Below are 19,965 nucleotides of genomic sequence, written 5' to 3' on the forward strand. Positions count from 1 at the left end.
CAGCTTCTTCCGCTAGCGGCTAACCCGTTGCACCGCAACGAATTCATCGGCCGGATCAGCCTGGAATACCGCCATACCACCCCACGTTCAAGCCGGGTGATATGACCCAAATGGTATGTACCCGTCGAGTGAGGCGCCTCGTACGGTCGGGGACGAATCCCCCTCCCCCGCCACTTTCGAGGAAAGCGCCGACATGAACAGAAAGATCTTAGCCGCCACTGCCGCGGCCATAACCGGGGCAGGCTTGGTCACCGCCATCGCCCTCACCCCCAGTGCGAGCGCCGGTCAGCAAGCCACCGCCGGTGACCAGGTCCAGTCCGAAATGCTGGCCGCGATGGCCCGCGACCTGAAGATCAGCCCCGAGCAGGCCAAGCTCCGGATCGCGAGCGAACAGCGCGCCGCGGTCGCCGACAACACGCTGAAGAAGCAGCTCGGCACGTCGTACGCCGGATCGTGGCTGGACGGCAGCGGCACCACGCTCACCGTGGCGGTCACCGACGCCGCCCAGGCCGACCTGGTGCGCGCCGCGGGCGCCACCCCGAAGACCGTCGCCCGCAGTGCCACCGATCTCGACGCGGCGAAGCTGCGGCTGGACGCCAAGTCCGGCAAGGCACCGAACACCGTGCCCGGCTGGTTCACCGACGTCACCACCAACTCGATCGTCGTACTCGCCAACGCCGGCGGGGAAGCCGCCGCGAAGTCGTGGGCGGCCGAGTCCGGCGTGCCGTCCGACCTGTTCCGGGTCGAAGCCAGCACCGAAGACCCGCGCCCGCTGATCGACATCATCGGCGGCAACGCCTACACCTTCGGCTCGGGCCGCTGCTCCATCGGCTTCGCGGTCGAAGGCGGCTTCGTGACGGCCGGACACTGCGGCACGACCGGAACGCGCACTTCGAACCCGAGCGGAAGCGTCGCCGGTTCCAGCTTCCCCGGCAACGACTACGCCTGGGTCCGCGCCGACGCCGGCAACACCCCGCGCGCGCTGGTGAACCGCTACCCCGGCACCGTGCCGGTCGCCGGTTCGACCGAGGCCCCGGTCAACTCCTCGGTGTGCCGCTCCGGCTCTACCACCGGCTGGCGCTGCGGCACCATCCTGCAGAAGAACACCTCGGTCACCTACCCCGAGGGCACCATCACCGGCCTGACCAGGACGAACGCCTGTGCCGAGCCCGGTGACTCCGGCGGTTCATGGCTCACCGGTGACCAGGCGCAGGGCGTCACCTCCGGTGGCTCCGGCAACTGCACCTCCGGCGGCACCATCTACTTCCAGCCGGTCACGGAGATCCTGAGCGTCTACAACCTGCGCTTGACGGTCACCGGGAACCCGCCGTCGAGCACCACCACGACGCCGACCAGGACCACCACCCCGACCAGCCCGACGACGTCGAACCCGCCGGGCGGCACCTGGGCGCCGAACACCTACTACGGCTCCGGCGCGACCGCCAGCTACGGCGGCAGCAACTACCGGGTGATCCAGCCGCACACCTCCCAGCCCGGCTGGGAGCCGCCGAACGTTCCCGCGCTTTGGGAACTCGCCTGACCTGGACCGCCCCCGGCGAACTCACCTCGCCGGGGGCGGCTCCTGCCCCTGACGACGGCGCGGAGGCGGCGGATCTCGAATCCCTCGTTCCCCGCGCCCGCCGCGGTGACCCCGCGGCGACCGACGAGTTGATGAGCATCGTCCAGCCGGTGGTCGCGAACTACTGCCGTCGCCGGATGGACGGAACCGACGCGCGGGTGATGGCCGCCGAAGACGTCGCACAGGAAACCTGCCTCGCCGTGCTCACCGCGCTGCCCACCGCCCGGACCACCGGCGGTTCCTTCCTCACCGCCGTCCTCGGGATCGCCGCGAGGAAGGTCGCCGCCGCCTTCCGATGGCGAGCGCGAGACCGATCGGAGCCCACGCCAGATCTGCCCGACCGCGCGGCGCCCGAGCCCAACGAACCCGAACGGCAGGCCCTCGCCGCCGACGGCCACGACCGGTTGACGCGGCTGATGAGCACCCTGCCCGGTATCCAGCAGGAGATCCTCCGCTTGCGGATCACCGTCGGCATGACCGCGCCCGAGGCGGGCGCGATCCTGCGGGTGAGCCCCGGCCTGGTCCGGGTCGCCCAGCACCGCGCGCTGCACAAACTCCGCACGATCATCGACGAGGACGACCTGTGATCAGCCCCCTGATCGGTCCCGGGGACGGCCATTCCTGGCCCGCGGAGATCGATGTCCGGCATCTGCGCCTCCTCGACGCGATCGCGTCGGCGGGCAGCCTCGCGAAGGCCGCGACCGCGCTCGGTCTCTCGCAGCCCGCGCTGAGCGCGCAACTGCACCGGGTCGAGCGGGCACTGGAACGAACGGTGTTCGAACGCGACCGGCACGGCATCCACCCCACCGCGCTGGGCGAAGTGCTCCTGAAACACGCGAAACGGGTCCTGGCCGCGGCGGACGACCTCGAACTGGCGATCCGCCGGTTCCACCGCGCACCGCCCGAAGGCCTGCTCCGGATCGGCGCGTTCCCGACCGTCTTCGCCGAGCCGTTGAGCGGCGTGGTCGCCGCGGCCGCCCCCGGCCGTCCGGTCGAACTGCTCACGATGACCGGCAGGACCGCGTTGTTCACCGCGCTTCTCGACGGCACGGTGGAATTGGCGCTGTACGTGGATCACCCCGGACAGGAGATCGTCCCGCCGGACGGCGTCCACCTGCTTCCCGTCGGAACGGAGCCGGTGTTCGTGATCGTCTCCCCGGACCATCCCGTCGCCGGACGCGGCGAGGTGCCCTTGGCGGAACTCGCCGGGTCGGCCTGGCTGACCACGGCGGACGACGGACTCCGCGATCACCTGACCGATCAGTGCGCCCGCGCCGGCCTCGGCGAGATCACCGTGCGGGAAGTGGAACCGACGGCGCTGTGGCAGGCCGTCCGGAACGATCCGCGCGCGGTGGCACCGGTCCAGTCCCTCGATTCCGGTACCACGATGCCCGGCCCGGTGGTGGCCCTGCGCGGTGTTCCGCTGAGGACACGGCATCTCCTGCTGTGGCGCGACGGTTCATCCATCGACGTCACCACCGTCCGAAGTGGACTCATGCACGCGATCGCCGAACCCGCCGCGATCCGCCACCGTCTTCCCGAGTGGGCGGCGGCGAACCCCGGCTGGCTCGGCACCTGATCCGGCTCAGCGTTGGATGCAGTCGAGGCCGATCCCGAACACCGTGAGCACGTACTGGCAGATGTGCGTCGCGTGTGCTTCGTCGGTTTCCAGGCAACTCACCGGCGAACCCAGCAGGTCGACGGCGCACGCCGCGTAGAACTGTTTCGGGTTGCCGGGCACCGGGTCCGCGCTGGCGGACGAGGCGGTAACAGCTCCCGCGGAGACCAAGAACGTGACTGCGGCCGCCAAGGCAGCGATACGTGACTTCATCGTTCTCTCCTTTTCTCCTCGATACCCGCGGATTCCCCGGATCCGGCCGGTTCACCGGGTTGTCACCGGAAAGTGTCACGGCGACCGTCTTGGCCGGGTCTCCTGGCTGGGTCTCCTGGCTGGGTCTCGTGGCCGCGTTTGGGGAGTTCGCCCTCCGTTCTGCTCACCGCCGGTGTCGGCCGCCGAGATCGTCGTCCAGAAGGTGGTCGATTTCGTTCTTGTCCACAGTGGACGGTGTTTCTCATGTCGAAATACCAGAAATGGGCGATCTCGCCTGGCGGGGTATGCGTCTGCGGCGCGGAACCGGTGACTGCTTTTCGCTGGAGTGTTGCCGTTTCGCGGCAATGGCCCGGCGGTCACATCAAGGACCAACCTCATGCCACCAACGCCCGATCTGTTGCCGTTTGCGGCAACGGCGGTGGCCAGGTCTCGACGCCGGTCCCTGCGCCTATTGCCGTTCTTCGGCAACGGCGGGCGGCTGGGTCACGAAGCCGCTGCCGTCCCTGCTCGTCGCCGTTTCGCGGCAACGACCTGGAGCGGCACCGGTCCCACAGCTCTGGCCTGTCGCCGTAATTCGGCAACGGGCCTGAGCGGCAAGGCCACCAATCCGGCCACACCTCTACCCGACCCCATTACCGCGAAACGGCAACGGCTCGAGCGCTCACGTCACCAGCCCGGCCTCACACCACCACTCGAACCGATTGCCGTTTCCCGGCAACGGACCCCAGCCCACCACCCGAGCCCATCGCCATTCCCCGGCAACAGACCCAACCTCACCACCCACCGACACGCTCACAGAGAGCTCTTCCGCTGGTTGGCATTGAACCGCGCCTTCTTCTGACGGTTCCCGCAAGTGTTCATGTCGCACCATTTGCGGGTGCGGCTCTGACTGGTGTCGAAGAAGGCGGCCTGACAGGTCGGCGATGCGCACAGGGCCAGCTTTCCGTCGCGTTCGCCGGCGATGATGCTGATCGCGTCGGCGGCGATCACGCTGAGGGCGTCTTCCACCTGGGAAGAGCCGAGCTGCCATCGTCGCTTGCCTTCCGGTGTCAGGACAGCCGCGGCCCGGCCCTGAGTGCTGCGGTCGTTGATGACCTGGACAGCCGAAGCGGGGAGCGCTTCCTGGAGTGCGCCCGCGGTTGCTGCGGCGTGAATCGCCTCCCTCAGTTCGCGAGCGAGTTCGAGCTGGGCGGCGGTGCAGGAGTCCACGGCGAGGCCGTTCACCGCCAGCCAGTCGACGAGTCGGTGCGGCGTGGGGATGCGCTCTACAGCGTCACCGCGACGCTCCGTCAGGGTCGCGGTGAAGCTGGTCGCGAGCACGGTGCCGAGGCGAAAGTCAGGGAATCCAGCAGGCATGGAACCACCTTAGCCGGTTGCACCCCGGCATGAAGACCTGCTAGAACCGTCTTAGCCGGTTCCGCGATGACAGGAGGTCCCATGTCCCTTCCGACCAGCGACGTACAACCCTTCGAAGCCCGCGCATCTGACGCCGAACTCGACGATCTGCGCGCGCGATTGGCCGCGGCGCGGCTACCGGAGGCCGAGACGGTCGATCGCCGATGGGGGCAGGGCGTTCCGCTCGCCGATCTCGTCGATGTCGTGGACTACTGGCGCACCGGGTACGACTGGCGATCCTTCGAGGAGCGTCTCGACCGGATCGGTCAGTTCCGCACGACCGTCGACGGCCTGGGGATCCACTTCCTGCACCGCCGGTCCGCCCGCGCGGATGCCGTTCCCCTGGTCTTGACGCACGGCTGGCCGGGCAGCATCGCCGAGTTCGTCGATGTGGTGGATGAGCTCGCGGACCCCACGAACCCGGACGCGCCGGCGTTCCACGTCGTGGTGCCCTCGCTGCCCGGCTTCGGTTACAGCGACAAGCCGGCCACCACCGGATGGGGTACCGAGAAGATCGCGGCCGCGTGGGTGGAGCTGATGGGCAGGCTCGGCTACGACAGGTTCACCGCCCACGGCGGCGACTGGGGTGGCAATATCACCACGGTTCTCGGCGGCCGGTTCCCGGCGCACGTCCTCGGCATCCACACGACGTTCGCGGAGGGGCCGCCCGGGCTGACCACGGACGGGCTGACGGCGATCGAGCGCAGGTGGACCGAGGAAACCCACGATTTCTGGCACCACCGCGCGGCGTACGCGAAGCAGCAGGCGACCCGGCCGCAGACCATCGGCTACTCGCTCGTCGACTCACCGGTCGGGCTTCTCGCCTGGATCCTCGACAAGTTCGCCGAGTGGTCCGACACCGAAGACAGCCCGTTCGAGACGATCTCCCGGGACCGTGTCCTCGACGACGTCACCCTGTATTGGCTGACCCGGACCGGCGCGTCGTCGGCCCGCATCTACTACGAAAGCCACAACTCGCTCGATCCCGAACTCCGGGTCGACGTCCCGTCGGCGATCACCGTCTATCCCCGCGACATCGAGAAGTATCCGCGCCCCTGGGCACAGGAGCGGTACCGCCAGATCGTCCGATGGGGGTCGCCCGAAAACGGGGGCCATTTCCCGTCGCTGGAGGTGCCCGGGTACTTCGTCAAGGACCTGCAAGAAGGTCTCGCGGCGGTGCTGGCCGCGGCGGGCATCACGCCCGCAAGTGTGCCCGGTCCGGTGCGACGGCGTGCTGAAGCGGCTCCCCCAGCACGAACCGCCGAAGCTCGCGCGTGACGAGTGCGCCCATCCGGGCCCGTTCGGCGCCCAGCGCGCCGGCCAGATGCGGGGTGAGCACCACGTTCGGCAGCGTGTACAGCGGCGAGTCCGGTCCGGGCGGTTCGGGCCAGGTGACGTCGAGGATCGCCGTGAGGTCCGGGCGTTCGCGCAGCACCGGGATCACCGACGGTTCGTCGACGACGGCGCCGCGGGCGGTGTTGATCAGGGTCGCGCCGATGCCCATCCTGGCCACCAGCTCCCCGTTCACCAGTCCTTCGGTCTCCGGAAGCAGCGGCGCGTGCAGGCTGACCACGGGGCACGTGGCGAACAGTTCGTCCAGGCCCACCAGCCGCACGCCGAGTCCCGCGGCGGTCGCCGGGTCGACGACGGGGTCGCTCGCGAGCACGTCCACGTCGAAACCGCGCAAATGCGACGCGACGAGAGCACCGATCTCGCCGAGGCCGAGCAGGCCGACCCTGGACCGGTAGGCGCCGGCGACCCTCGGGTCGGGCGGATAGGCCCGCCGCTCCCGGATTTCGCGGGAGATCCGGTGCACCTGCTTGAGTCCTAAGAGGACCTGGGCCAGGGTGAACTCGGCGACCGGGACGGCGTTCGCGGCCGCGGCGGACACGATCGGCAGCTCGCGCGCCCAGAAGTCGGGGGTGGTCAGCGGCCGGACCGATCCGGCGGCGACGAGCACCGCGCGCAGGTCCGGCGCGTGTCCCAAGAGGACGGAGTCCAGCACCGGGGCACCCCAGCCGGACAACAGGATTTCGACGCCTTCCAGTGCCGCCGGATCCTCCGCCAGCCGCTCGCGGGTGAGCGGCTCGCGCAGGTCCACCAGCGTGCCGATCTCCTTCAGCACCGCCTCGGGGTAAACGTCGTCGCGGCGGCGTTCCTCCATCACGAGAAGTGCCGTCGGGCGGTGTTGCAGCTCGGTCATCCCTACCTCCGTCGGCGACCATACATCGGATGCTTTCCCCGGTCCACGCGCGGCAAGCCCCACACAAGGGCAAACCCTGCCGATTGAAATTCGTAATCATCGGACCATTGACCTCAGGTCAGGAAAGCGCTTACCGTCCCCTGCGGAGTAGACAGCGTGGTCCACAGTGAACAGGAGATGCGATGCGGAAATCGCGGTGGATCGGCGTGGGACTCACTGTCTCAGCGCTGGTCCTTTCGGGCTGCTCGGCAGGCCCCGCCGGAACGAACGTCGCGCAGGACACCAAGGCGCCCTTGGAACTGTGGACCCGGACGACTCCGGGCGGCGCCGGCGAGCAGGCCACGAAGCGGCTCGCGGAAGCCTTCGAGAAGGCCACCGGGTTCAAGGTGCAGGTCACCGCGATCTTCGACGACTTCGAGACGAAGCTGGCCCAGCGCGCCGCCCAGCGCGATCTGCCGGACATCGTGATGAACGACGTCACGCAGGTCGGCACGCTGAAGAGCCAGGGTCTCGTGCGCGAGATCGAACAGGGCAAGATCAAGCACGCGGCCGAGCTGACCGAGCAGGCGTTGAAGTCCAACCAGACCCCGGACGGCAAGCTGTACGGCCTGCCCTACAGCGCGCAGGCTTCGGCGCTGCTGATCCGCAAGGACTGGCGTGAGAAGCTCGGCAAGAGCGTGCCGCAGAGCTGGCCGGAGCTCGTCGACCTCGCCAAGGCGTTCACCACAGGTGACCCCGACGGCAACGGCAAGAACGACACCGCGGGCCTGAACGCGACGCTGTCGACCAAGCGGGGCTACGCCTCTTGGTACTTCTCCAACTTCCTGTGGGCCGCGGGCGGCGACTTCATCACCGAGGCCGGGGGCGGCAAGTACAAGCCGTCGATGAGCACACCCGAATCCGTCGCCGCGGTGCAGTGGTTCCGCGATCTCGGCTGCAAGGACAACGTGATCCAGCCCGGTTCGGTCACCATGCCGACCCCGGCGACCAACGAGACCTTCGAAGCGGGCAAGGCCGGGATGTACGTCGTCGGCCCGTATCTGCTGCCGCGTTTCGACAAGGCGCTCGGCAAGGACAAGTACGAGGTCGTCCCGATGCCGAAGGGCGCCAAGAACGCCGACGTGCTCGCCGAGGGCCTGTCGATCTACATGATGGCCGGCTCGCCGAACCAGGCCGGGCAGGACGCCTTCGGTGACTTCGCGATCTCGGCCGACGGGCAGAAGATCGGCATGGAGGGCGAATCGGCCTTCATCGTGCAGCTCCCGGTGAACAAGAACATCGACATCAGCCAGGTCCGCCCGGACCCGCGTTGGAAGACCTACGCCGAGATCTACACCAAGTCCGGCCACTACGCGCCGTCCATCCCGAACTGGACGCCCGTCCGCCAGGACACCGCCGACACGGTCAGCGCGCTCATCGCCGACTGCAAGCTCGACACCAAGGCGGAACTGGCGAAACTCGACACCAAGCTCACCGCGACCTTGCAGCAACAGGGGATCAGCGCGTCATGACCGTAGATCACGCCAAGCCGGCGGCCGTCGGCGCGGACCGTCCCGCTGCCAAGCGGGCGCCCGCGCCGAAGGCCCGCAGGCGCAGCGACCGCGACGGGAAGTGGTGGACGCCGTGGCTGTTCCTGGCCCCCGCCCTGATCCTGTTCGTGTACTTCAAATTCATCCCGATGATCACCGCGGTGACGATGTCCTTCCAGGACGTCCAGCCGTACCTCGGCAACCAGTGGGTCGGCGGGCAGAACTACAGCACCGTCCTCGGTGACGAGGCGTTCCACTCCGCCATCTGGCACACCGTGATCATCGCGGTCGGGCAGACGGTCGGGTCGATGGTCATCGGCCTCGCGCTCGCCCTGCTCATGGAGGGCCAGAGCAAACGGCTGAAGTTCCTGCGGTCGGCGGCGTTCCTGCCGGTGGTCGTGCCGATCGCGGTGGTCGCCGAACTCTGGCGGATCATGTACCACCCGACCGAGGACGGGATGCTGAACTCCATCCTCGGCATGGTCGGGCTGGGCCCGTCGGGCTTCATCAACGATCCCGACACGTCGATGATCTCGGTCATCGTCACCGGCATCTGGCGCGGCGCGCCGTACGACATGATGATCTTCCTCGCCGGACTGGCCGGAATCGACAGGGGCCTCTACGAAGCGGCCACTGTGGACGGTGCCTCCCGCTGGCGCAAGATCCTCCACGTGACGCTGCCGGGCCTGCGGTCGGTGTTCTCGATCCTGTTCGTGCTCGCGGCGATCCGGGGCCTGCGGGTGTTCACCGAGGTGTTCCTGCTGACCAACGGCGGGCCGAACGGCTCGACGGAAGTCGCGATGACCCTGATCTACAAACTCGGCCTGGAACAGAACCGGCTGGGCGTCGGCGCGGCGGGCGCGGTCCTGCTGTTCCTCGCGACGCTCGTGCTGACGCTGTTCGTCCAGGTGCTCCGACGGAGGCGAGACGCATGACCGCGGCCAACGATTCGGCACTCGGCCTCGACGCCGTCAAGTCGCCGGGCGGACGGATCCTGAAGCTCGTCCTGTACACCCTGCTGCTCCTGGTGTTCGCCGGGCCGCTGCTGGCGCTGCTGGTCAGCGCGTTCAACAACGTCTCCGATCCGACGGCGCTGAGCGTCGTCCCGTCGAGCCCCACCCTGGACAACTTCGGCATCGCCTTCGACCTCGGCGTCGGGATGTACCTGCTCAATTCGTTCCTGGTGGTCGGCTTCGGCCTGCTGCTGCAGGTCATCGTCTCGGTGCTGGCCGGATACGCGCTGGCGCGCAAGAAGTTCCGGTTCATGACCTTCGTGCTGGTCGCGATCCTGGCGACGCTGATGCTGCCGGAAGAGATCCTCGCGATCCCGCTGTCGCTGATCATGTCGGATCTGCCGCTGGTGCACTTCAACCTGATCGGCAGCCTCGCCGGGATGATCGTGCCGCTGGGCGCGTGGGCCTTCTCGATCCTGGTGATGACCGAGTTCATGAAGGACGTCCCCCGCGAACTCGAGGAGGCCGCGCGCATCGACGGCGCCGGCGATCTGCGGATCTTCGCGCAGATCATCCTCCCGATGTGCAAGCCCGCGCTCGGCGTGATCGGTGTCTTCGGCTTCACGATGATCTGGGACCAGTACCTGCTGCCCCTGCTCGTGTCGACCGACGCCTCGACCTACACCCTGCCGCTGGCCCTGCGGACACTGCGGATCGACACGAACGTCACGCCGGGCGTGATCATGGCCGCGTCGCTGCTGGCGCTGCTCCCCTCGGTCGCCGCGTTCCTGTTCTTCCAGCGTTCGTTCGTCCGCGGCCTCGCCTCGGGCGCGCTCAAGGGCTGACCCACCATCTCAAGGAGAGATCCTGCAGTGAGTTCCACCGCCTGGTTCACCCACGACCGGTTCGGGATGTTCGTCCACTGGGGACTGTACTCGCTGGCCGCCCGGCACGAATGGGTGCAGAACCGCGAAAAGCTGACCGACGAGCAGTACCGCGTCTACTTCGACCACTTCGAGCCGGACAAGTACGACCCGCGTTCCTGGGCACGGGCCGCGAAGGCCGCGGGCATGACCTACGTCGTGCTGACCACCAAGCACCACGACGGTTTCTGCCTGTGGGACAGCGATCTCACCGACTTCAAGGTGACGAACACGCCCTACGGCAAGGATCTGCTCGGCCCGTTCGTCGACGCCTGCCGCGAGGAAGGCTTGAAGGTCGGCTTCTACCACTCGCTGATCGACTGGCATCATCCCGCTTTCCCCGTCGACGGCACCCATCCCCGTCGTGACGACGCGGAGTACATCGCGGCGCACCAGTACGCCGACATCGCCGAGTATCAGCTCTATCTGCACGGTCAGGTCCGCGAGCTGCTCACCCGCTTCGGCACGATCGACTACCTGTTCTTCGACTTCTCCTACAAGGGCCGCAAGGAATGGTGGGGCGGCAAGGGACCGGACGACTGGGACTCCCCCGGCCTGCTCGCGCTGGTCCGTGAACTCCAGCCCGGCATCCTCGTCAACGACCGCACCGGGATCCCGGGCGACTTCATCACCCCGGAGCAGTACCAGCCGTCGGGTCCGATGACCCGCGACGGCGTCCCGGTGGTGTGGGAGGCGTGCCAGACGCTGAACGGCAGCTGGGGTTACGACCGCGACAACCTCGACTACAAGAGCCCGGAGCTGCTCATCCGGATGCTGGTCGACGGCGTGTCCAAGGACGGCAACCTGCTGCTCAACGTCGGGCCGAACGGCCGGGGCGAGATCGACCCGCGGGCGCTCGAAGTGCTCGCCGAACTCGGCCGCTGGATGGACCGGCACGAACGCTCCATCCGCGGCTGCGGCCCCGCCGAGTTCACCGCGCCCGCCGACGGCCGCTACACCCAGCGCGGAGACCGGTTGTACCTGCACCTGTTCAGCTGGCCGATGAACCACGTGCACCTGCCAGCGCTCGCCGGGCGCGTGCGCTACGCCCAGCTGCTCGACGACGCCTCGGAAATCCGGCAGGTGCACACGGAGCCCGGGCAGACCGCGCAGAACACCCAGATGGGCGGGCAGCCGGAAGGCACGCTCACCCTCAAGCTTCCTATCCGTAAACCGGACACCCCGGTCCCGGTGATCGAACTGTTCCTGAGCAACGAAAGCCCCGCCGCCGAAACCCTCCCCACCGATTGAGCACGGAGGCATCATGGATCGCAGAAGGTTCCTCAGCGGCGCCACCCTCGGCGCCGCGCTGATCACCGTCCCCTGGGTCACCGCGGGCACGGCGTCGGCCAAACCGACGGGACTGTGCGCCCTGAACGTCAGTTCGCTGACCGAACTGCAGAACGCGATCAACAAGGCGGGCCCCGGTGCCGTCATCACCGTGAACAACGGCACCTACACCGTGCCCACGGGCAAGCCGATCAGTATCAAGGGCAGGCGCGGTACGAAGGACCAGCCGATCACCATCGTCGCGCAGTCCCGCGGCGGCGTGACACTGAACGGTGAGCAGAGCTTCGTCTTCGACGACTCCACCGGCGTCACGATCAGCGGGTTCAAGTTCCGCCAGAGCACCACGCTGGAGATCCCGCCGAACTGCTCGCGGATCCGGCTGACCCGCAACGATCTCCAGTTCGCCGACCTCCCGGACCTGCACTGGGTGATGGTGCGCGCGGACAACAGCAAGATCGACCGCAACCATTTCCACCACAAGACCACGCTCGGCGTCATGCTCTGCATCGAGGGCGCGGACGAGGACAAGATGGCGGCGGACGTTGAGGTCTTCCGGAACTACTTCTCCGACCACACCTTCCCCGGCGACAACGGCGGCGAGCCGATCCGGCTCGGCGTCAGCCCGCGTGCGCTCACCACCGCCGGTGCCAAGATCGAGTTCAACCTGTTCGAACGCGCGAACGGCGACCCGGAGGCGATCTCGGTCAAGTCGTCGGGCAACTTCATCCGCAACAACACCATCCGGAACAGCAAGGGCGGCATCGTGCTCCGCCACGGAAACAAGTCCGTCGTCGAATCGAATTTCATCCTCGGCGGCAAGGAAGGCATCCGGATCTACGGCAACGACCACAAGATCCTGAACAACTACATCGCCGGAGTTTCCAGCAACGCGCTGGTCGTCGGCAGCGGCAGCGTCCGGGACCACTTCCCGGGTGAATCGAAGGAATCGCGGCGCGGAAACGACGCGGCGGACCGCGTGCTCATCGCGCACAACACGCTGCTGAACAACAGCAGCACGCTTTCCGGCGAGACCAAACGGTCGATCGAACCGCGCGACTGCACGATCTCGGACAACCTCTTCGTCGGCAGCAACGGTGACCTGGTCGCGATGAGCACCACGGGCAACTTCACCTGGTCCGGCAACATCCTGTGGGGCTCCGGCGGGGACGGGAACATCCCGGCGGGTACCTTCCGCCGGGTCGACCCGAAGCTCGTGCAGGGCAGCGACGGCGTCTCGCGGCTCGCCGCGGGCAGCCCCGCGATCGACGCGGCGACCCTGGGAGGCGCACCGGTCACGCTCGACATCGACGGTCAGGCCCGCGGCAGCCTCCGTGACGTCGGCGCCGACGAGTACTCGACGGCCGCCATCGCCAACCGACCGCTCACCCCCGCGGACGTCGGCCCCGGCGCTCCGTAGCCGGGCGGTCGACATCAAAGCCGGGCTCACGCCGGCGTCAGCCCACGCCGGCGTGAGCCCACCGCCAGACCCAGAGGAGGAAGCATGCCGCAGCGCGCCGCGGGTTCGGCCACCCTGGCCGACGTCGCCCGTGAGGCGGGAGTGTCGCTCGCGACGGCGTCGCGGGCGCTCAACGGCGGCACCAGACAGGTCAGCGGCACCCTGCGCGAATCGGTACTGCGGGCCGCGGAACGGTTGCAGTACACGGCGAACGTGCCCGCGCAGGCGATGGCCCGCGGCCGCGGCAACGTCGTCGGGCTGCTGGTGCACGACATCGTCGACCCGTACTTCTCCTCGATCGCGTCCGGCGTCATGCGCGTGGCGGCCCGGCACGGGCTGACGGTCACCATCGCGAGCACGGAAAACCATCCGGAGAAGGAACTCGAGTACGTCACGACGTTGCGCGGGCAACGGGCACGAGCGGTCATCCTCGCCGGGTCGCGGAACGAAGACAGTGCCCTGCAACGGAATCTGACCAAGGAACTCAAGGCGTTCGAGGCCGCCGACGGTCAGGTCGTGGTGATCGGCCAGCGGAAACTGCCGTTCGACACGGTCATGCTGGAGAACCGGGCCGGAGCGGCGGATCTGGCGGACAACCTCGCCGCGCTCGGGCATCGGGACTTCCTCGTGCTCGCCGGGCCATCCGGTCTGCTGACGTCGCGCGATCGCGTCCTCGGCTTCCGTGACGGACTCACCCGGCACGGTATCCCGTTGCCCGAGAACCATGTGCTGCGCGCGGAATTCACCCGCGACGGCGGCTACGCGGCGATGGTGCGAGCGATCGAGAACGGCTTCCGCGGCTGCGTTTTCGCGGTGAACGACGTGATGGCCGTCGGTGCGATGGCCGCCTGCCGCGACCGCGGGCTGCTGGTCCCCGCGCAGATCGCGATCGCGGGCTTCGACGACATTATTACCTTGCGCGACATAAGGCCTTCGCTGTCGACTGTGCGGGTGCCGATCGAGCGCATGGGCGAACAAGCGCTCGATTTCATCCTCGACGACCGCGCGGCCGGTCCTCGTGTCAAGCCGATCACCGGTGAGGTCGTGCTGCGCGAAAGCACTCAACCGTTGGAGGGAAAATGATCCGCCCAGGACTGTGTTCGGTGACCCTGCGACGCCTGGACGCCGACGAAGTCGCCAGCCGCGCCGGAAAGGCGGGCCTGCAAGTGATCGAGTGGGGCGCCGACGTCCACGTGCGCCCCGGCGACGACTGGGCGGCCGAGCGCGCGTTCGAGGCCATGGCACGGCACGGGCTCACCTGCGACTCCTACGGCTCCTACTTCCGCGCCACCCCGATGGAGGCCGGGAAGTTCGGCGACATCGCCGCCACCGCGGTCCGGCTCGGCGCCTCGCGGATCCGGGTGTGGGCGGGCAAAGCGGGCTCCGAGGACGTCGACCCCGACGAGCGCGCGCAGGTCGTCGCCGGTCTCCGCGAGGCCGCCGACCTCGCGAACGACCACGGTCTGGACGTCGCGCTGGAATTCCACGGCGGGACGCTGACCGACACCGCCGAATCGACCGTCCGGCTGCTCGACGAGGTCGGCCGCGACAATCTCGGCACCTACTGGCAGCCGCCCCAGGACCTGCCGGACGACGAGGCGCTGGCGGGGCTGGAGCTGGTGCTCGACCACGTACGCGCGGTGCACGTGTTCTCGTGGTGGCCCAGCAATCAGCGGCATCCGCTGACCTTCCGGGCGGACCTGTGGACGCGGGCGTTCGGCCTGCTCGCGAAGACCGGACGGCCGCTCGACGCGCTGCTGGAGTTCGTCCCGGACAACGATCCGGACCTGATCCCCGGCGAGGCCGACTCGCTGCGGAAGCTGATCGAGGCGGGCGCGTGAGGTTCACCGAAGCCGACAGGCTGCTCTTCGCCGGCGACTCCATCACCGACTCCAGCCGTGACCGCGCCGATCCCGCGTCCTTGGGCAAGGGTTATGTCCGGCAGATCGCGGACCTTCTCGGTGACGGGCCGGAGGTGATCAACCGGGGCCTCAACGGCAACCGGATCTACGACCTCGAAGCCCGGTGGGCCACCGACGTCCTCGCGGCGCACCCCACGGTGCTGACGGTGAAGATCGGCATCAACGACACCTGGCGGACCTTCGATCGCGGCCTGTCGAGCCCGATCGGGAAGTTCCGTGCCGCCTACACCCGGCTGCTGGCCGGTGCGCGGGAGCACCTCCCGGCCGAGTTGTACGTGATCACGCCGTTCCTGCTGCCGGTGGAGCCGGAACAGCAAGAATGGCTCGGCGATCTCGCGCCCCGCGTCGAAGCGGCGATCGACGTGGCGACCGAGTTCGGCGCGCGGTTGGTCCGCGCGGATCTGTTCATGCCGCGCGCCGCGGAGGAGCACGGGGCGGCGACGCTGGCCCCGGACGGCGTCCACCCCAGCCCGCTCGGCCACCGCCTGCTCGCCGAGGCATGGCTCGCGACGGCCGGTTCGCCGGTCGAGGAGGTTCCGCTCCCGTAGCGGATACAGTTGCCCGGTGAACCGGAACGCCATCATCGCCGGTCGTTACCGGCTGGAGCACAAGGTCGGCCGGGGCGCGATGGGCGTGGTGTGGCAGGCGCGGGACGAGCGGCTCGACCGCACGGTCGCGGTCAAACAGCTGCTGCCGGACAACTCGCCGGGTGACGCGCCGTTCCGGTCGATCGTGCGCGCGATGCGGGAGGCCCGGGTCGCCGCGCGGCTCAAGCATCCGCACGCCGTCACCGTCTACGACGTCGTCGAACAGGACGGAACCCCTTATCTGATCATGGAGTTCCTGTCGTCGCGGCCGCTGACGGAACTCCTCGCGGACGACGGCCCGCTCCCCGCGGGCCGGGTGGCGGAACTCGGCGCGCGGATCGCCTCGGCGCTGGCCGCCGCGCACGAGGACGGCATCCTGCACCGGGACGTCACACCCAACAACATCCTGATCACCGGGGACGGGCAAGCGAAGATCGCCGACTTCGGCCTGTCCCACGCCACGGGCGAAGGGACGATGACCGGCGACGGTCTCGTCGTCGGCACACCCGCGTTCCTCTCCCCCGAGGTCGCGGACGGCGAGGAGCCCGGCTTTCCGTCGGACGTGTTCTCCCTCGGCTCGACGCTGTACACCGCGCTGGAAGGCGCGCCGCCGTTCGGCACCGACGGCAACCAGATCGCCCTCCTCAAACGGGTCGCCCGCGGCGAGATCACCGCACCGCGGTCGACCGGCCCGCTCACGGATGTCCTGCTGCGGATGCTCCGGCGCGATCCACGGGAACGGCCGGACATGGCCGAGGCCGAGCGGATGCTCGCCGCCGTCGCCGACGGCCGTCCGGCGATCCTGTCCGGTACGAAACGGCTTCCCGCGCCCACTCGTCGTTCACGCCTGCCGTTCGCCATCGCGGGCGGTGTGGTCGTGGCGGGTGGTGTGCTGGCGGGCGTCCTCCTGTCCGACGGCGACCCGCCCACCGCTGCCGCTCCGGTGGAGGCGCCGTCGCCTTCGGCTGCGAAACCGGTGTGCGAAGCGCGTTACGAGGTGGCCAATCGCTGGCCCGGCGGCTCGGAGATCCGCGTGTCCGTGCGGAACTCCAAGGACACCCGGCTCACCGGCTGGGAGGTCAGCTGGACCCTGCCGCCCGGCACCCGCATCGCCAATCTGTGGAACGGTTCCCTGGCACAGGACGGCGATCGCGTGCGGGTGTCCGAAGCCCACTGGAACGCGGTCCTGCCGGTCGGTGGGACGACCACCTTCGGCTTCATCGCGACCACCGGCGAAGACGGCGGGGACACGCCGGTCGCGGAGTGCCGGAGTTCCTGACCGAAGAATGTGACACAACTCACGTCTGATTTGTCCGATTACCGGGGGTCGCCGCACCGGCATGCTGCGAGCGCGAAGCACTCGACAGCAAGGAGAAACGCGTGGACGACCAAGCGAGCACGCCACGATTCCCGATGGCGCGCGCGGTGGGCTGCCCCTTCGACCCGGCACCGGAACTGTCACGGCTGGCCGAAAAAGGACCCGGTGTCGCGGGTGAGGCTCTGGGATGGCGGCACGCCGTGGCTGATCACCCGGTACGAGGACGTGCGCGCGGTACTGGCCGATCCGCGGATCGGCGTCGATGCCACACGGCCCGGCTTCCCGCACACCAACGCGGTGAGCAAGGCACGCGACACCACGATGAAAACGTTGATGCAGATGGACGCACCCGAACACACCGCCCAACGACGGCTGCTGACCCCGGAGTTCACGATCGGGAAAATGGAGGCCCTGCGACCCCGGATCCAGCGGATCGTCGACGATCTCCTCGACGCGATGCTCGACGGCCCCAAACCGGTGGATCTGGTGACTGCGTTCGCGTTGCCGGTCCCTTCGCTGGTGATCTGCGAACTGCTCGGCGTGCCCTACGCCGACCGCGGCTTCTTCCAGGGGGTGGCGCGCACCCTCGTCATGGACGAGTCCGATCCCGAACGGGCCATGGCCGCCAGTGAGGAGCTGAACGCCTATCTGGAAGAGCTGGTGATCGCGAAGACCGCCGAGCCCGGCGAGGATCTGCTCAGCACGCTGGCCGTCGGGCAGGTCCGGACCGGCGCGATGACCCCGCGCGAGATCGCCACGATGGGCCAGCTCCTGCTGGTGGCCGGGCACGACACCACCGCGGGCATGATCGCGCTGGGCACGGCCGCGCTCCTGGCGAACCCCGATCAGCTCGACCAGGTCCGTGCCGATCCTCCCGGCGCGGTGGAGGAGCTCCTGCGTTATTTGTCCATCACCCACACCGAAGCGCGCCGCGTCGCGCGGGAGGATCTGGAGATCGGCGGCAGGCTCATCCGTGCCGGCGACGGCATCATCGCGGTGAAGAGCACCGCCAACCGCGACCCGGTCGCCTTTCCGGATCCGGACGCCGTCGATGTCCGGCGCAAGGCGCGCCACCATGTCGCCTTCGGTCACGGCAGGCACCTGTGTGTCGGCGCTCCGCTGGCCAGGGTGGAACTCCAGGTCGTCTACGGCACGCTGTTCCGGCGCATACCGACCCTGAAACCGGCCGCACCGCTGGAAGAACTGCCGTTCGACGAGAACGCCGTCTTCTACACGGTGCGGGAACTGCCCGTCACCTGGTGAACCGGTGAGCCGCGCCGGTGGATTCCCGCGCGTTCAGGCGCACGGGGACTTCGATCCGGCGCGGCTCGCCTTCGGACGCCTTCCCCTCGATGAGGTCCATCAACGCCGTGGCCGCACGGCCGCCCACCTCGCGGGGATGCACGAACATGCCGGTCACCCGCGGCGACGTGAGCCGGAGCGATCCGCTGTCCACCGCACTGCAGATCCCGAGCGCGCCGGGCACCGCGAGCCCGCGGCGACGGGCCTCGTGGAGGACGCCGAGGGCGAGGTTCTCCGACGTCGTGAACACGGCGTCCGGGCACACCCGCCGGTCGAGCAGCCTGCCCAGCGCCTCCGCCGTGCCTTCGGTGGTCGGCGGTTCGTCGATCTCGGCCACCACCGGCTCCAGGCCCCGAGCCTCCATCCAGCCCCGGTAGCCCGCGACCAAGTCCGCCGCGTAGGAACGGCGGGTGTCGGTGGTGATCATCGCCGGACGCTCGTAACCGTTGTCCGCCAAGTGATCCAGCATCAACCGCGCGGCCGCGACCAGGTCGTTGTCGACGACGACCGGCACCGGGCACGGCGCCGCCATCGGGCGTCCGACGGTCACCAGCGGCCGGTCGCGGCACCAGCCGGTCGCGAAGAACGGCTCGTCCCCACGGGGATCCACCAGGATCGCGCCGTCGACGGCGAAGGCGTTCAGCCGGTCGAGGTCGGCTTCCCTCGGCGTCAGGAGCAAGGCGTACGACCGTTTCGACGCCACCTCGGCCGCCCCGTTGAGGACTTCGAGGAAGTAGTCCGAGTTGGGTACGAGCGCGCACGCGCTGCCGGCGTCGACCGAGTTCGCGAGCTGGATCGCCAAGGTGCGGCTGCGCCGGGTGACGAGCTGCTGTGCGTGCACGCTGGCCTGGTAGCCGAGTTCGGCCGCCGCCCGCGCGACGCGCTGCCGGGTCTCTTCGGAGATCCGGCCCTGCCCGCTCAGCACGTGCGAAACGGTGGTGATCGAGACCCCCGCGGCCGCGGCTACGTCACGGATGGTCGGCGACACTCATGCCTCCACGGGCGGTCCCCAAACGCGGTTCGGCCGGTCGGTGTCCAGCCGATAGTCGGTGACGTGGGCGTCGCACAGCCTACGTCCGAGGTCCGCCGCGACCTCCAGCGGCCGGGCTGGATCGCGCTCCACCTCGCCCCGGCTGTTGCCGACGCCGACCACGATCCCCGCGAGGTCCTGACGCAGGTACCGGGTGAGTTCCTGGAACTGGGCCTCCAGCCCGAGTGTCGCGCCGCGGTAGCTCTCCTCGCAGGAGATCAGCACGGCGGCGCGTTTGCCCATCAGCCCGGGCACGACTTCGGCGGTGTGCGGCGAACTGCCGGAGGTGTAGCAGAAAAGCCGGTCGAAGAAGGACTTCAGCCGGCCGGTCATGCCGTACCAGTGCAGTGGTGTCGCGTAGACGATCGCGTTCGCCGGGAGCACGTGGTCGAACAGCAGCCGCTCGTAGCCGTCCGCGATGCCGCAGGACCGGTCGCTCAGCCGGCAGCCGCGACAGTCCCCCAGCGGCGACTCGACGAAATCGGAAAGGTGGACGAAGCCGACCGTGTGTCCCGCTTCCTCCGCCCCTTTGGCCAAAGCCTGGGCGAGGGACCAGGAATTGCCCTCACGACGCGGACTCGAATCGAGCACCAAGACCTTCACGTGGTTCTCCCCGGAGAGACTGCAAAAACGCTTTTGCAGTCTCT

At 68.8% G+C, this 19,965-nt stretch carries 18 protein-coding genes and 1 pseudogene; 14 read left to right on the top strand and 5 right to left on the bottom strand.

Going from position 1 to position 19,965, the window contains the following annotated elements; all coding sequences use genetic code 11:
* The first annotated feature begins 193 nt into the window (after nucleotides 1-193).
* The 3 genes from ACIHAO_RS28085 to ACIHAO_RS28095 are packed head-to-tail and all read left to right on the top strand — an operon-like array spanning nucleotide 194 to nucleotide 3,158.
* The gene (locus ACIHAO_RS28085; RefSeq protein ID WP_396562734.1) at nucleotides 194-1,540 is read left to right on the top strand and encodes an alpha-lytic protease prodomain-containing protein; all 1,347 of its coding nucleotides are present in this window, start codon (nucleotides 194-196) and stop codon (nucleotides 1,538-1,540) included.
* On the top strand, nucleotides 1,525-2,166 hold the full coding sequence (locus ACIHAO_RS28090; protein WP_396562736.1) for a sigma-70 family RNA polymerase sigma factor: 642 nt from the start codon (nucleotides 1,525-1,527) through the stop codon (nucleotides 2,164-2,166). Before ACIHAO_RS28085 ends, ACIHAO_RS28090 begins: the two co-directional genes overlap by 16 nt.
* Complete coding sequence (locus tag ACIHAO_RS28095) at nucleotides 2,163-3,158, top strand: LysR family transcriptional regulator (RefSeq protein ID WP_396562738.1); 996 nt, start codon at nucleotides 2,163-2,165, stop codon at nucleotides 3,156-3,158. Before ACIHAO_RS28090 ends, ACIHAO_RS28095 begins: the two co-directional genes overlap by 4 nt.
* A gap of 6 nt (nucleotides 3,159-3,164) precedes the next feature.
* Here the strand turns inward: ACIHAO_RS28095 and ACIHAO_RS28100 are convergent, their stop codons facing one another.
* Together ACIHAO_RS28100 and ACIHAO_RS28105 are read right to left on the bottom strand one after the other, a co-directional pair.
* Entirely contained in the window at nucleotides 3,165-3,410 is a 246-nt protein-coding gene (locus ACIHAO_RS28100; RefSeq protein ID WP_396562740.1) for a hypothetical protein, read from the bottom strand.
* Between the two features lie 792 nt (nucleotides 3,411-4,202).
* Nucleotides 4,203-4,766 (bottom strand): CGNR zinc finger domain-containing protein, encoded by a 564-nt coding sequence (locus ACIHAO_RS28105; protein ID WP_396562742.1) that lies wholly within the window; start codon nucleotides 4,764-4,766, stop codon nucleotides 4,203-4,205.
* Between the two features lie 81 nt (nucleotides 4,767-4,847).
* Here ACIHAO_RS28105 and ACIHAO_RS28110 point away from each other — a divergent pair, with 81 nt between their 5' ends.
* Nucleotides 4,848-6,083, top strand: a complete 1,236-nt coding sequence (locus ACIHAO_RS28110) for an epoxide hydrolase family protein (protein WP_396562744.1) — start codon at nucleotides 4,848-4,850, stop codon at nucleotides 6,081-6,083.
* Here the strand turns inward: ACIHAO_RS28110 and ACIHAO_RS28115 are convergent.
* Complete coding sequence (locus ACIHAO_RS28115; protein WP_396562746.1) at nucleotides 6,001-7,008, bottom strand: hydroxyacid dehydrogenase; 1,008 nt, start codon at nucleotides 7,006-7,008, stop codon at nucleotides 6,001-6,003. The genes ACIHAO_RS28110 and ACIHAO_RS28115 overlap by 83 nt on opposite strands.
* Before the next feature lie 182 nt (nucleotides 7,009-7,190).
* Here ACIHAO_RS28115 and ACIHAO_RS28120 point away from each other — a divergent pair, with 182 nt between their 5' ends.
* From ACIHAO_RS28120 to ACIHAO_RS28165, 10 genes and pseudogenes are all read left to right on the top strand, one after another.
* The gene (locus ACIHAO_RS28120; RefSeq protein ID WP_396562749.1) at nucleotides 7,191-8,519 is read left to right on the top strand and encodes an extracellular solute-binding protein; all 1,329 of its coding nucleotides are present in this window, start codon (nucleotides 7,191-7,193) and stop codon (nucleotides 8,517-8,519) included.
* Nucleotides 8,516-9,472 carry a carbohydrate ABC transporter permease gene (locus ACIHAO_RS28125; protein WP_396562751.1) on the top strand — a complete coding sequence of 319 codons (957 nt, stop codon included), beginning with the start codon at nucleotides 8,516-8,518 and terminating at the stop codon, nucleotides 9,470-9,472. The genes ACIHAO_RS28120 and ACIHAO_RS28125 overlap by 4 nt, the downstream gene beginning before the upstream one ends.
* A complete protein-coding gene (locus tag ACIHAO_RS28130) occupies nucleotides 9,469-10,335 on the top strand; it encodes a carbohydrate ABC transporter permease (RefSeq protein ID WP_396562753.1) in 867 nt (288 codons plus the stop codon). The genes ACIHAO_RS28125 and ACIHAO_RS28130 overlap by 4 nt, the downstream gene beginning before the upstream one ends.
* 27 nt (nucleotides 10,336-10,362) lie before the next feature.
* Entirely contained in the window at nucleotides 10,363-11,664 is a 1,302-nt protein-coding gene (locus ACIHAO_RS28135) for an alpha-L-fucosidase (protein ID WP_396562755.1), read from the top strand.
* A gap of 13 nt (nucleotides 11,665-11,677) precedes the next feature.
* Nucleotides 11,678-13,120 carry a chondroitinase-B domain-containing protein gene (locus tag ACIHAO_RS28140; protein ID WP_396562757.1) on the top strand — a complete coding sequence of 481 codons (1,443 nt, stop codon included), beginning with the start codon at nucleotides 11,678-11,680 and terminating at the stop codon, nucleotides 13,118-13,120.
* Nucleotides 13,121-13,204: 84 nt separating this feature from the next.
* Nucleotides 13,205-14,242 (top strand): LacI family DNA-binding transcriptional regulator, encoded by a 1,038-nt coding sequence (locus tag ACIHAO_RS28145; RefSeq protein WP_396562759.1) that lies wholly within the window; start codon nucleotides 13,205-13,207, stop codon nucleotides 14,240-14,242.
* Nucleotides 14,239-15,000, top strand: a complete 762-nt coding sequence (locus ACIHAO_RS28150; RefSeq protein ID WP_396562764.1) for a sugar phosphate isomerase/epimerase family protein — start codon at nucleotides 14,239-14,241, stop codon at nucleotides 14,998-15,000. Before ACIHAO_RS28145 ends, ACIHAO_RS28150 begins: the two co-directional genes overlap by 4 nt.
* Entirely contained in the window at nucleotides 14,997-15,629 is a 633-nt protein-coding gene (locus tag ACIHAO_RS28155) for an SGNH/GDSL hydrolase family protein (RefSeq protein WP_396562766.1), read from the top strand. Before ACIHAO_RS28150 ends, ACIHAO_RS28155 begins: the two co-directional genes overlap by 4 nt.
* 16 nt (nucleotides 15,630-15,645) lie before the next feature.
* Nucleotides 15,646-16,947: a serine/threonine-protein kinase gene (locus ACIHAO_RS28160; RefSeq protein WP_396562768.1), complete on the top strand. Its 1,302-nt coding sequence runs from the start codon at nucleotides 15,646-15,648 to the stop codon at nucleotides 16,945-16,947.
* 134 nt (nucleotides 16,948-17,081) lie between these two features.
* A pseudogene (locus ACIHAO_RS28165) lies at nucleotides 17,082-18,249 on the top strand (cytochrome P450).
* Here the strand turns inward: ACIHAO_RS28165 and ACIHAO_RS28170 are convergent.
* Entirely contained in the window at nucleotides 18,239-19,276 is a 1,038-nt protein-coding gene (locus ACIHAO_RS28170) for a LacI family DNA-binding transcriptional regulator (RefSeq protein ID WP_396562770.1), read from the bottom strand. The pseudogene ACIHAO_RS28165 and the gene ACIHAO_RS28170 sit on opposite strands and share 11 nt — an antisense overlap.
* A complete protein-coding gene (locus tag ACIHAO_RS28175; RefSeq protein ID WP_396562772.1) occupies nucleotides 19,277-19,921 on the bottom strand; it encodes a flavodoxin family protein in 645 nt (214 codons plus the stop codon).
* Between the last annotated feature and the right edge of the window lie 44 nt (nucleotides 19,922-19,965).

The organism is Amycolatopsis sp. NPDC052450 (assembly GCF_044547565.1).
Taxonomy (GTDB): domain Bacteria; phylum Actinomycetota; class Actinomycetes; order Mycobacteriales; family Pseudonocardiaceae; genus Amycolatopsis.

Coding starts and splice junctions, on each gene's coding strand:
- ACIHAO_RS28085 (WP_396562734.1), top strand. CDS start 194: ATGAACAGAAAGATCTTAGCCGCCACTGCCGCGGCCATAACCGGGGCA.
- ACIHAO_RS28100 (WP_396562740.1), bottom strand. CDS start 3,410: ATGAAGTCACGTATCGCTGCCTTGGCGGCCGCAGTCACGTTCTTGGTC.
- ACIHAO_RS28105 (WP_396562742.1), bottom strand. CDS start 4,766: ATGCCTGCTGGATTCCCTGACTTTCGCCTCGGCACCGTGCTCGCGACC.
- ACIHAO_RS28110 (WP_396562744.1), top strand. CDS start 4,848: ATGTCCCTTCCGACCAGCGACGTACAACCCTTCGAAGCCCGCGCATCT.
- ACIHAO_RS28115 (WP_396562746.1), bottom strand. CDS start 7,008: ATGACCGAGCTGCAACACCGCCCGACGGCACTTCTCGTGATGGAGGAA.
- ACIHAO_RS28120 (WP_396562749.1), top strand. CDS start 7,191: ATGCGGAAATCGCGGTGGATCGGCGTGGGACTCACTGTCTCAGCGCTG.
- ACIHAO_RS28125 (WP_396562751.1), top strand. CDS start 8,516: ATGACCGTAGATCACGCCAAGCCGGCGGCCGTCGGCGCGGACCGTCCC.
- ACIHAO_RS28130 (WP_396562753.1), top strand. CDS start 9,469: ATGACCGCGGCCAACGATTCGGCACTCGGCCTCGACGCCGTCAAGTCG.
- ACIHAO_RS28140 (WP_396562757.1), top strand. CDS start 11,678: ATGGATCGCAGAAGGTTCCTCAGCGGCGCCACCCTCGGCGCCGCGCTG.
- ACIHAO_RS28145 (WP_396562759.1), top strand. CDS start 13,205: ATGCCGCAGCGCGCCGCGGGTTCGGCCACCCTGGCCGACGTCGCCCGT.
- ACIHAO_RS28150 (WP_396562764.1), top strand. CDS start 14,239: ATGATCCGCCCAGGACTGTGTTCGGTGACCCTGCGACGCCTGGACGCC.